This window comes from Ruegeria sp. BH8 (assembly GCF_056538065.1).
Genome location: NZ_JBQFSP010000001.1, coordinates 376815 through 388635, shown reverse-complemented (window position 1 = coordinate 388635; position 11821 = coordinate 376815). Strand labels below are relative to the sequence as shown.

The following is an 11821-nucleotide window of genomic DNA, read 5'->3' as shown; positions in this document are numbered from 1 at the left end:
ATCATGTCTGTATTCCGAAACCTGAAGAAGCGCTTCAAAGTCTTCAAGAAAGACGAAAGTGGCATTCTGACCGTAGAAGCCCTCATGATTTTTCCGCTGATGTTATGGACGATTACGTTCACGTTCACAGCATTCGAGGGGTTTCGTCAAAGCGCATCCAATCTGAAGGCAGCTTATACGATCAGCGACCTGATTTCGCGTGAAACGCAGGCCGTGACCGATGTGTATATCGACTCGTTGCACGATTTGGCGGGCAAGATGATCAATAACCGGTCAGACGTGAAAATGCGGGTTTCTCTTATCGTTTACGATGAGGACGATAAACGCCATTATGTGCGCTGGTCGACCGTACGCGGCTTTGATCAGGAATGGGATGACAACAGGATCGATGAAATCGAAGACCGCCTGCCGCCAATGCCCAATCAGGACACCGTTATTCTGGTTGAAACGTCCAATGAATACATCCCCACGTTCCGACCGGGCTGGGATTTTGCGACAGGTATCACCTTTGAGAACTTCATCTTTACCCGTCCCCGCTTTACAAACGAAGTTGCTTGTAACTTAACCCAGACCCCGTTCGTCTGCACAAATAGCGGATAGAATTTCGGACATGAACTTGGCTTCGGCGGCAGATGTCATGCCGCCCACGCCAACCCGGTGACCAACCCGCCACCACAATCCCGGAGCCCAGCGGTTCGCCGCCTTGTTTCGCGTACGGACCAGAAAGCCGTTTGACGGTTTGAAGGCGAACACACCCCGATCTACCGTTTCAATGTCGGCCACTTCTGCGATGATCTGACCCGACCCCGTTCGCAACTCGGTCCGCGTCAGTTCGATACAGTCTTCTGTGGCGCGCCAAACGCGAAGCGCCAGCCAAAGCGATGCACCGCCAACGAAAAACAGAAACACCTGCCAAACCGGTGCGGGTGGCGATGCCAGCGCGACATAGGTAACCAGCATTCCAACCGTTGTCAGCATCCCTACCCCGGTCCATCGTCTGGGGGATGAGGCCTGAATCGTTGCCAACACGTCGTCCTGCATGGATGTCTCCTGTCTGATCCGCTTCGATCTAGCCATTTTGCGCCGGAAACAACAGAGGCTTGGCCGCAAAACAATTTCGCACAGGTCCGGTTATTTCATGCGAATTGACTGCCGTGGCGCAGAGATTACATGCTGCCCGGATGAAACGGAGGCGAACATGTCCCTTAGACCGACGTTGGAAACACGCAAAGCCATCCCCACAATGGAAGGGGCTGGTGTCAAACTTCACCGTGCATTCGGGTTTCAGGATCCGTTCGAACTGGATCCTTTTCTGCTGTTCGATGATTTCAGAAATGAACGCCCGCAGGATTACCAGGCCGGGTTTCCCTGGCACCCGCACCGGGGAATTGAAACGATCACTTACGTTCTGACCGGCTCAGTCGAGCATTCGGATTCGCTGGGTAACACCGGCACGCTTGGCGCCGGTGATGTGCAATGGATGACCGCAGGATCCGGTATCTTGCATCAGGAAATGCCAAGCGGCAACATCTCGGGCCAGATGCACGGCTTCCAGTTGTGGGGCAACCTGCCCTCGGATCAGAAGATGACCGCCCCGCGCTATCAGGACGTTCAAAGCAAGGACATCCCCGAAATCACCGATGACGATGGCACCACAGTGCGGGTGATCGTAGGTGAGTTCTGGGGTAAGACCGGACCCGTTGACGGGATAGCTGCTGACCCGCAGTATCTGGATATCTCTGTCCCGGCAGGTGTGAAGAAAACCCTCCGGATCGATACGTACCGCCGTGCCTTCGCCTATGTGTTTCAGGGTCAGGCCGCCTTTGCCGATGCCTCGCAGCCGACAGGTGTGCTGTTGGAAAAGGAAATCGCCGGGCAAGAGGTCAATATCCGCGACATGTCAGGGGATCGCACGCTTGTCCGTTTTGGCACGGGCGATGAAATCACCGTTCAGGCTGGCCCCCAAGGTGTGCGGTTCCTGCTGATCTCTGGGGCTCCGATCAACGAACCCGTCGCGTGGCATGGCCCCATCGTGATGAACACGCGGGCCGAACTGGAACAGGCATTTCGCGAGCTGCGCAATGGCACGTTCATTCACCCCGCGCACTAACAGCGTGACGGTTTGACCCTGTCAGGCCGTCACGGCCTTGTGCACCATGTTCCAATAGATCTCTTCGACTTCGTCCAGTGACAGGCGACCGCCCGAACGGTACCAGGTCATCACGCCGTTAAGCATGGCAATCACGGCCAGCGTTGCAATCTTCGTGTCCGAAATTGCGAATTGTCCGGCCTGCTGCCCTGAATCCAGGATGCTTTCCAGCACGTTTTCGTATTGGCGCCGCAAGTCTTCGATTTCAGCAAAGTTTTCGGGCGAAAGATTGCGCAACTCCATATAGGCGATGAAAACTTCGTCCGGGCGCTGCAAATGGAAGCGGATGTGAAAGCCGATAAACTGGCGCAAGGCGTCTTCAGCATCGTCGCAACGGCCCATTGCATCAAGCGCCTCAAGCAGGTCCTGCATGTGTTCGCGCATCAACCGGTGCAAAAGGCTCTGTTTGTCGGGCGTATAGTTATAAAGCGCGCCTGCCTGTACGCCGACCTCTTTTGCGATCTGCCGCATCGAGACAGCGGCATACCCATAGCGCGCAAACAGGTGCAGCGCGGCCTTGCGGATACGTGGGCCGGTTATGTCGGAATGTGAGCCTTGAGTGCGTGCCATGGGTCTACAGTATATGAACAGATGTTCATATAGAACCCCGCTTGAACGATGTCGTCAAAACGTGCATCACGATGGGGCAACAAAGACCGAAAAGCCTGCGACATGAAACTGCTGCCTGTTTTGCCCCTTATTCTATTTTGCGCCGCCTGTGCGGACATTCCCGAGTTGGAAGGCAGCGAACCGGCTGCAGTCAGATCCGCCCCCTACCCGCGCCTTATTCCGTTGCAGGAAACCTTAGGGCCACCGGTGGACCCGATCCATCAGGCAGCAGCAGTCGAAGACGATCTGACCCAACGCAGCAATGCTTTAGCCCAAAAGGCGCAGGCGCTACAAAACGCGCAAACCAACTGACGCGTCATAAATCACCCCCACTATCCCCCGGTGACGGATTGCACCCTTGGCCTGAACCCGCTAAGGCAGCGCTGATTGGACTAGCATCCGACACCAGAAAAATTCGAGCGGAAAAGGACCCACGACATGACACAGGCACTGCGGCTGGGAATTGCGGGCTTGGGAACGGTCGGCGTGGGTGTCGTCAAGATCGTCCGCCGCCATGCAGAATTGTTGCAGGCCCGCACAGGCCGTTCGATTGAAATCGTGGCTGTATCCGCGCGCGACCCGAACAAGGACCGTGGCGTGAATCTGTCGGATTATGCCTGGGAAACCGATCCGGTTGCACTGGCAAAACGCGACGACATAGACGTTTACGTCGAATTGATGGGTGGCGAGAACGGTCCTGCCAAAGCCTCGGTCGAAGCAGCATTGGCCAGTGGCAAGGATGTGGTCACCGCCAACAAGGCGTTGCTGGCCATCCACGGGCAGGAACTGGCTGAAAAGGCCGAGGCCGCCGGTCGTGTGATCCGGTTTGAGGCCGCTGTCGCTGGTGGTATCCCGGTGATCAAGTCCCTGACCGAAGGTCTGGCGGGCAACGAGATCACCCGCGTGATGGGTGTCATGAACGGAACGTGCAACTACATCCTGACCCGGATGCAATCGCAGCGTCAGGGCTACAATGCCCTTTTCGATGAATGCGCCGAATTGGGATACCTTGAGGCCGACCCCAATCTGGATGTCGGAGGTATCGACGCTGCGCACAAGCTGGCTCTGCTATCCTCGATTGCGTTTGGGACCAAGCCGAATTTCGACGGGATCGAGATTGAGGGTATTCAGCAGATCAGCCTGGACGACATTGATCAGGCCGAAGACATGGGCTTTCGCATTAAATTGCTTGGCGTGGCGCAGCGCACCGCGCGCGGGCTGGAGCAACGCATGCAGCCTTGCCTGGTACCCAGCGACTCGCCACTGGGCCAGCTGGAAGGCGGCACCAATATGGTCGTGATCGAAGGCGACGCGGTTGAGCAGGTTGTTCTGCGCGGCCCCGGCGCAGGCGAAGGTCCGACAGCCAGCGCTGTGATGGGCGATGTCTGCGATCTGGCGCGTGGATTGCAGATCCCGACCTTTGGCCGCCCAGCCACCACGCTTGAAACCGCAGTTCCCGCCGTCACCGGTCGACCTGCGCCGTATTATCTGCGGCTGGGCCTGCTGGATAAACCTGGTGCATTGGCCAAGGTTGCGGCCATTCTGGGCAATGCCGGGGTGTCAATCGACCGGATGCGCCAATATGCACATGCCGAAAGCACAGCGCCTGTGCTGATCGTCACCCATAAGACCACCCGAACGGCGCTGGACGTCGCATTGGAGGGTTTCCGCGAAACCGATGTGGTTGCAGGCGACCCAGTTGCATTGCGGATTGAAGCGGTTTGACCTTGCGGCCTGCATGAAACGCAAGCTATGCCGGAAGACACGGCTATACTGACCAGAGGATACAGAAACATGAGTGCTGCCAAGACCGATTTCAATGACCGCCTGCTGTCTCTGGGGCTGGCCAGGGTGGCGGAACAGGCTGCACTGGCCTCGGCTTCGCTGGTAGGCCGGGGCGATGAGAAAGCCGCGGATCAGGCCGCTGTGAACGCAATGCGCGAACAGCTGAACCTGCTGGATATCGCAGGTGTCGTTGTCATCGGTGAAGGCGAGCGCGATGAGGCGCCGATGCTGTATATCGGCGAAGAGGTTGGCACCGGCAATGGCCCCGGTGTGGATATTGCACTGGATCCGCTGGAAGGCACCACGCTGACTGCCAAGGACATGCCGAACGCACTGACCGTCATCGCCATGGGCCCGCGCGGCTCGATGCTGCACGCGCCGGATGTGTATATGGACAAACTGGCGGTTGGCCCGGGGCTGCCTGAAGGTGTCGTCAACCTGGACATGTCGCCACGCGAGCGTGTCGAAGCGCTGGCCAAGGCCAAGGGATGTAAAGCCGCTGACATCACCGTCTGCATTCTGGAACGCCCGCGCCACGAAGCGATGATTGCCGAAGTGCGCGAAACCGGTGCCGCGATCCGTCTGATCACTGATGGTGACGTGGCGGGTGTCATGCATTGCGCTGAAAGCGAAGTAACCGGCATCGACATGTATATGGGTCAGGGTGGCGCGCCCGAGGGTGTGCTGGCCGCCGCTGCGCTGAAATGTATGGGTGGGCAGATCTTTGGTCGCTTGTTGTTCCGTAACGATGACGAACGTGGCCGGGCCGCAAAGGCAGGCATCACCGATCTGGACCGTGTTTATGCACGCGATGAGATGGTGACGGCGGATGTGATCTTTGCCGCCACCGGTGTGACCGGTGGCTCTTTGTTGCCCCGGATCAAGCGCGAGCCCGGCTGGGTGGAAACCACGACGCTGCTGATGCGGTCCAAGACCGGGTCGGTGCGCCGCATGTCCTACCGCACGCCGACATGGCCGCATGACAACACGTAACGGCTTGCGCCGTTGCCTTCGGCGAGAGTATTTCTGAAAAGGTGAAGAGGCCGGGTCCGCAAGGGTCCGGCCTTGGCGCATGAGAGGCGAGCAATGAGTTTTCTTGGAGTCGAGCAATCACTGACGGGACGGCTTTGGGTTGGACCCAGCCCGGAGATTGAGCGGGCGGCCGAGATGATGGCGCAGCAAACCGACCTGCCCCGTGCCGTTTGCCAGGTTCTGGCCCGGCGCGGCGTGCCGGTATCGGAGGCGCCCGGCTTTCTTGACCCAAAGCTGAAGGAATTGCTGCCTGATCCGCGGGCCATCAAGGATATGGAAGTTGCCGCCACGCGCTTTCTGGAAGCCGTCCGCAATCGTCAAAAAATTGCGGTGTTTGCGGATTACGATGTCGATGGCGGCAGCTCTGCCGCGTTGCTGCTGGTCTGGCTGCGGCAGATGGGCGTGCAGGCGACGCTTTATGTGCCGGACCGGATCGACGAAGGGTATGGCCCCAACGTTCCCGCGATGCAGGGGCTTGCGGCTACGCATGATCTGATCATCTGTGTTGATTGCGGCACGCTCAGCCATGATCCGATTGCGGCGGCTACGGGGGCGGATGTGATCGTTCTGGACCACCATCTGGGGGGCGAGACGCTGCCCGATTGCGTCGCAGTGGTGAACCCAAATCGACAGGATGAAAGCGGCGATCTTGGTTATCTTTGCGCGGCGGGCGTTGTGTTCCTGATGCTGGTCGAGGCCGGTCGGCAGCTGCGTGACGCGGGCGCAAGGGGACCGGACCTGATGGCCCTTCTGGATCTGGTGGCCCTGGCGACCGTTGCCGATGTGGCACCACTGATCGAGGCCAACCGCGCCCTGGTGCGACAGGGGCTGAAAGTGATGGCACAGCGGCAGCGCCCCGGCCTTGTCGCGCTGTCCGATATCTCGCGCATGGATACCGCGCCGAACAGTTATCACCTCGGGTTTCTGCTTGGGCCCCGCGTGAATGCCGGTGGACGGATCGGTCAGGCCGATCTGGGTGCGCGCTTGCTGAGCACCGATTCTCTGCATGAGGCGCAGGCGTTGTCCGAACGTCTGGATGCCTTGAACACTGAGCGCCGTGACATTGAAAACACGGTACGTGCCGCCGCGCTGGAGCAAGCCGAGGCGCGTGGCTTGGACGCCCCTTTGGTCTGGGCAGCAGGCGAAGGCTGGCACCCCGGTGTCGTTGGTATCGTGGCCTCTCGGCTGAAGGAGACAGCCGATCGACCGGCGATTGTGATTGGCTTTGACGGGGATGAGGGCAAAGGTTCGGGCCGCTCGGTTTCCGGCGTCGATCTTGGGGCTTCGATCCAGCGTCTGGCGGCCGAAGGGTTGCTGGTCAAAGGAGGTGGCCACAAGATGGCCGCAGGTTTGACCGTCATGCGCAATCAGTTGGAACCCGCAATGGAACGCCTGAGCGAGTTGCTGGCCAGACAAGGGGCGGGCCAGGGTGGGCCTGCGGATCTGAAATTGGATGGCGCGTTGATGCCCGGCGCGGCAACCGTGGAACTGATCGAGCAGATCGAACAGGCCGGACCGTTTGGCGCCGGTGCCCCGGCCCCGCGCTATGCGTTGCCTGACCTGCAGGTTCGCTTTGCCAAGCGGGTCGGTGAATCGCATCTGAAACTGTCGCTGACCGATGGAATGGGCGGCGGGCTGGATGCGATTGCCTTTGGTGCTTTTGACGGGCCGATGGGCGAAAAACTGTCAAATCACGGCGGTGCGCGCTTTCATTTTGCGGGTCGGCTTGAGGTCAACACCTGGGGCGGGCGCCAATCTGTGCAGCTCAGGCTGGAGGACGCGGCAGAAGCCCGTTAACACGCGGCTTTGGTGTGCTAAAAAACTTTCCCGTCCCTGCGTTTTTACGCTTGCGGGGGTCACGGCGAAACCGTAAAAGGCCCTCCACAAGCCAGCGTGGCCCGTTCGTCTATCGGTTAGGACGCCAGGTTTTCAACCTGGAAAGAGGGGTTCGATTCCCCTACGGGCTGCCATTTGCGCTTGTGACCTTATACCAAGTGGCCCGTTCGTCTATCGGTTAGGACGCCAGGTTTTCAACCTGGAAAGAGGGGTTCGATTCCCCTACGGGCTGCCACTCTTCCTTAGCTTCTTCCATCCCAAAGCAGCAAGATCATCCGGGCCGCGCCTGGAAACAGCAACCTAGCTGTCATCAGCGATCTGAATTTCGATGCCCCAACGGTCAAGGAATCTGGCCACCCCACCCTTTGGCACAGCATCCGTGACCAGCGAATGCACCAGCCGAGGATCCGGCCCCACATAAGGTGCCCTTTCACCAAACTTGGAATGTGCTGCAGCCATGACAACCTGGTCCGCACACCTGACCACCACCGATGCAAGATCCGCTTCGACCGCGCTGTGATACAGAAACCCTTTGCTGTCTGAAATCGCGTCCGTGCTCAGGATCACGATGTCAAAGGCATAGCGTTGCAGCTGCTTGTGGGTGACGTGACCAAACGTCCCCCTTTCATCGATCTGCAACTCACCCCCCAAAAGGTGCACCCGGTTTCCGTTGACCCCGGCCAAGGTCTGAACGACACCGATGGAGTTGCTGACAACCGTGAGGTTGCTGACCTGTCGCAGCTCTTCTGCGACGAAGGCGGTTGTCGATCCCACATCCAGGAAAACGGTCATCTGATCGCGAACCAGTTTCGCGGTATGCCCGGCGATCAAACGCTTTTCATCAGCGTCTTGTGATATCCGGTGAAAGAAGTTGGGGGCGCCCTGCACTCCGGCAAGGTAAGCTCCGCCATGAACGCGTTCGACTGTACCCGCCTTTGACAAGGCTTTGATCGTTCGGCGCACCGTCTCTTCGGATACGCCGAGCATATTCGCCAAATCCGAATTCCGGGCCGTTCCACCCAAACGTCTGAGGGCATCAAGCAATTCCAGCTCACGATGGGTGTTGAGGGTATTCTTCTTCACGAACCGGCTCCGGAGATTTTCTTTATATGGACACGGAATACCGTGAACGGCAAGGCAGTGCTACATCCGCATTGCCACAACTGGCCTTTTGTCGGAACGGATTGGTGCCATGTGAGCACTGAGTTTCAGCAGTAGTGATCCGGGAAGCTGGTTTGCCTGACTTCTCACGAGTGCCGGATCAGTGTCCATGCCTCTCGCAACGCGAATGCAATTCAACGCACCCTCTGTCATCTCTTGCTTGCAATGGGTCTCAGTGGAGTTCCCTATTTCCCTCGCGGAGAAATTTTGAAATTTCGATAACAGAATTAGGTAGTTACAACCGTTTACAGCGTTGGATACAAATTCATTTCACGCGGCTCCAGAATACCTGAACGTCAATTACTAAAAATTTAGTTTGACACATACGCAAAAAATCGCTGATGCTGTTCTGCATCCGGTTCCCGCCGGAGAACCATAATTTTTGGGAGGAGACAGATGCGGAGACATCTACTTTCCGCAGTGGCGGCGGCTGCCGTCATTGCGGGGCACGGGTCCGCTTGGGCCGACGAAGCCGCAGCACAACGTTGGATCGACGACGAATTCCAGCCATCGACCTTGTCGAAAGACGAACAGATGGCCGAGATGCAATGGTTTATCCAAGCTGCACAGCCCTACGCTGGCATGGAAATCAACGTCCTGTCCGAAGGTATTCCGACGCATTCCTACGAGTCGGAGGTTCTGACCAAGGCGTTTGAAGAAATCACCGGCATCAAGGTCAATCACCAGATCCTTGGCGAAGGCGAAGTGGTCCAGGCTGTTCAGACCCAGATGCAGACAGGTCGGAACCTGTATGACGGCTATGTCAACGACAGTGACCTGATTGGTACCCACTCGCGTCTGCAACTGGCCTATCCGCTGACCGACATGATGGGCGGCGACTGGGCGGCGACAACCTCGCCGACAATCGATCTGGATGACTTCATGGGCATTCAGTTCACCACCGGGCCGGACGGCAAGCTGTATCAGCTGCCCGACCAGCAGTTTGCGAACCTTTACTGGTTCCGCAAGGACTGGTTCGATGACGAGGCCAACAAGGCCGCGTTCAAAGAGAAATACGGCTATGATCTGGGCGTTCCGGTCAACTGGTCGGCCTATGAAGACATCGCCGAGTTCTTCACCAATGACGTGAAAGAAGTCGACGGCGTGGCGATCTACGGCCACATGGATTACGGCAAGCGCGCGCCCGACCTTGGCTGGCGCATGACCGACGCCTGGCTTTCGATGGCCGGTGCTGGTGACAAGGGCGAGCCGAACGGTATTCCGGTTGACGAATGGGGCATCCGCATGGAAGCGGGCACCTGTAACCCGGTCGGCGCCTCGGTGTCGCGCGGTGGTGCTGCAAACGGTCCGGCTGCGGTCTATGCGATCCGCAAATGGGACGAATGGCTGCGGGCCTACGCGCCTCCGGGTGCGGCGTCTTATGACTTCTATCAGTCGCTGCCGGCACTGAGCCAGGGCAACGTGGCCCAGCAGATTTTCTGGTACACCGCCTTTACCGCCGACATGGTGAAGCCGAAGTCCGAAGGCAACAACACCGTGGATGACGAAGGCACGCCGCTGTGGCGGATGGCGCCCAGCCCGCACGGCCCCTACTGGGAAGAAGGCCAGAAGGTTGGCTATCAGGACGTGGGTTCCTGGACGTTCCTGAAATCGACCCCCTCGGATCGTGCGCAGGCAGCCTGGCTTTATGCCCAGTTCGTGACGTCCAAGACTGTTGATGTGAAGAAGTCCCATGTGGGTCTGACCTTCATCCGCGACAGCTCGGTCAACCACGAGTCGTTCACCGAACGCGCATCCAAGCTGGGTGGCCTGGTCGAATTCTATCGCTCGCCTGACCGCGTGGCATGGTCGCCAACCGGCATCAACGTACCGGACTATCCAAAGCTGGCCCAGATCTGGTGGCAGCAGATCGGTGACGTGAACTCGGGCGCCTTCACCCCGCAAGAGGCGATGGACCGTCTGGCCGAAGAGATGGACATCACCATGGCCCGTATGCAGGCCGCGGATGAAAGCGCCGGTGTCTACGGCGGCTGCGGTCCACGCCTGAACGAGCCGCAGGACCCATCTTTCTGGCTGGAAAAAGCGGGCTCGCCCAAGGCCAAGCTGGAGAACGAAAAGCCGCAGGGCCAGACCGTCAACTATGACGAACTGGTTAAGCGCTGGCAGTCCCAGTAAAAGCAACATCGTAGGCCGGGCTTAAGCCCGGCCTACCCCTGAATGCCCCGCGAGTTTCCCAGATGATTGAACTTCAAGACGCGACCAAACGGGTCGGCAACGTCATCCATATCAAGCCAACCAACCTGACGCTGCAAACCGGCCATTTCAACGTGCTATTGGGCGCGACAGGTTCCGGAAAAACGTCACTGATCAAAATGATGGCCGGGTTGGACCCGATCGCCTCAGGCAAGGTCCTGATGGACGGGCAGGACGTGACACGGTTGAACACGCAAAAGCGGCAGATCAGTCTGGTGCACCAGTTCTTCGTGAACTACCCGCATATGACTGTATTCGACAATATCGCCTCGCCCCTGCGCGTGGCTGGCATGGCTAAATCGGAGATCGATGGCCGCGTGGAAGAGGCCGCCGATCTGCTGCAACTGCGCCCCATGCTGCACCGCCGCCCACACGAGCTGTCGGGCGGGCAACAACAACGAACCGCGCTGGCGCGTGCCATCGCAAAAGAAAGCCGCGCCGTCTTCCTGGATGAGCCGCTGGCGAACCTTGATTATAAACTGCGCGAAGAGTTGCGCGAACAACTGCCCGATCTGTTCGCTGGTCGCGGGGCCGTCGTTGTCTACGCCACCTCGGAGCCTGAAGAGGCATTGCTGCTGGGAGGCTACACCTCGCTGATGGAAGACGGCCGCGTGACCCAGTTCGGCCCAACCACCGACATCTATCGCAATCCGGAAAACATCGCCGCGGCGCGTGTATTCTCGGACCCGCCTATCAATGTGGCCCGTATCACTGTTTCCAGCGCCCGGGCGCAATTGGCAGGCAATGTCGGCTGGGCAGCCTCGGGCATGGCCGACGGGGAATATATGATCGCCGTTCGCCCTCATCGCGTGACGCCATTTCGTACGTCTGACGCCGATGTCGAACTGACCGGACGTGTGATCGTGACCGAACTGTCAGGTTCGGATTCCAGCGCGCATTTCCAGCATGGTGACGAAGCCTGGGTTTCACTCGCCGCTGGTGTGCATCCCTATCAGGTCGGCGAAGATCACAGTTTCTATATGAACCCGGCGCATTGCCGGTATTTCAGCCATGACGGCAAAAGGGTGGCCTGAC

General features: G+C 58.7%; 11 protein-coding genes and 2 tRNA genes. 10 read left to right on the top strand and 3 right to left on the bottom strand.

Translation table 11 applies throughout. The features are described 5' to 3' along the window. The first annotated feature begins 3 nt into the window (after positions 1-3). The gene (locus ACR0AD_RS01905) at positions 4-600 is read left to right on the top strand and encodes a TadE/TadG family type IV pilus assembly protein (RefSeq protein WP_480481591.1); all 597 of its coding nucleotides are present in this window, start codon (positions 4-6) and stop codon (positions 598-600) included. Here the strand turns inward: ACR0AD_RS01905 and ACR0AD_RS01900 are convergent. After that, positions 562-1041 carry a hypothetical protein gene (locus ACR0AD_RS01900; protein ID WP_480486079.1) on the bottom strand — a complete coding sequence of 160 codons (480 nt, stop codon included), beginning with the start codon at positions 1039-1041 and terminating at the stop codon, positions 562-564. The two genes, ACR0AD_RS01905 and ACR0AD_RS01900, sit on opposite strands and share 39 nt — an antisense overlap. 157 nt (positions 1042-1198) lie before the next feature. Here ACR0AD_RS01900 and ACR0AD_RS01895 point away from each other — a divergent pair, with 157 nt between their 5' ends. After that, positions 1199-2110: a pirin family protein gene (locus ACR0AD_RS01895; protein WP_480486081.1), complete on the top strand. Its 912-nt coding sequence runs from the start codon at positions 1199-1201 to the stop codon at positions 2108-2110. Between the two features lie 21 nt (positions 2111-2131). Here ACR0AD_RS01895 and ACR0AD_RS01890 read toward each other — a convergent pair whose 3' ends face one another. Beyond that, on the bottom strand, positions 2132-2719 hold the full coding sequence (locus ACR0AD_RS01890; protein WP_267366137.1) for a TetR/AcrR family transcriptional regulator: 588 nt from the start codon (positions 2717-2719) through the stop codon (positions 2132-2134). A 102-nt stretch (positions 2720-2821) separates the two neighbouring features. Between ACR0AD_RS01890 and ACR0AD_RS01885 the strand changes: the two genes are divergently transcribed. From ACR0AD_RS01885 to ACR0AD_RS01860, 6 genes are all read left to right on the top strand, one after another. Beyond that, entirely contained in the window at positions 2822-3070 is a 249-nt protein-coding gene (locus tag ACR0AD_RS01885; RefSeq protein WP_480481597.1) for a hypothetical protein, read from the top strand. A 126-nt stretch (positions 3071-3196) separates the two neighbouring features. Continuing rightward, positions 3197-4483: a homoserine dehydrogenase gene (locus tag ACR0AD_RS01880; protein ID WP_267366139.1), complete on the top strand. Its 1287-nt coding sequence runs from the start codon at positions 3197-3199 to the stop codon at positions 4481-4483. 69 nt (positions 4484-4552) lie between these two features. Next, positions 4553-5536 (top strand): class II fructose-bisphosphatase, encoded by a 984-nt coding sequence (gene glpX, locus ACR0AD_RS01875; RefSeq protein ID WP_267366140.1) that lies wholly within the window; start codon positions 4553-4555, stop codon positions 5534-5536. Positions 5537-5629: 93 nt separating this feature from the next. Next, positions 5630-7372, top strand: a complete 1743-nt coding sequence (gene recJ, locus ACR0AD_RS01870) for a single-stranded-DNA-specific exonuclease RecJ (protein WP_480486083.1) — start codon at positions 5630-5632, stop codon at positions 7370-7372. 98 nt (positions 7373-7470) lie between these two features. After that, positions 7471-7545, top strand: a tRNA-Glu gene (locus ACR0AD_RS01865). 26 nt (positions 7546-7571) lie between these two features. Further along, positions 7572-7646, top strand: a tRNA-Glu gene (locus tag ACR0AD_RS01860). Positions 7647-7711: 65 nt separating this feature from the next. Here the strand turns inward: ACR0AD_RS01860 and ACR0AD_RS01855 are convergent. Next, the gene (locus ACR0AD_RS01855; RefSeq protein ID WP_480476380.1) at positions 7712-8494 is read right to left on the bottom strand and encodes a DeoR/GlpR family DNA-binding transcription regulator; all 783 of its coding nucleotides are present in this window, start codon (positions 8492-8494) and stop codon (positions 7712-7714) included. A 474-nt stretch (positions 8495-8968) separates the two neighbouring features. Between ACR0AD_RS01855 and ACR0AD_RS01850 the strand changes: the two genes are divergently transcribed. After that, complete coding sequence (locus ACR0AD_RS01850) at positions 8969-10708, top strand: ABC transporter substrate-binding protein (protein WP_480481601.1); 1740 nt, start codon at positions 8969-8971, stop codon at positions 10706-10708. A gap of 62 nt (positions 10709-10770) precedes the next feature. Continuing rightward, a complete protein-coding gene (locus ACR0AD_RS01845) occupies positions 10771-11820 on the top strand; it encodes an ABC transporter ATP-binding protein (protein WP_480486085.1) in 1050 nt (349 codons plus the stop codon). The last annotated feature ends 1 nt before the right edge of the window (position 11821 follow it).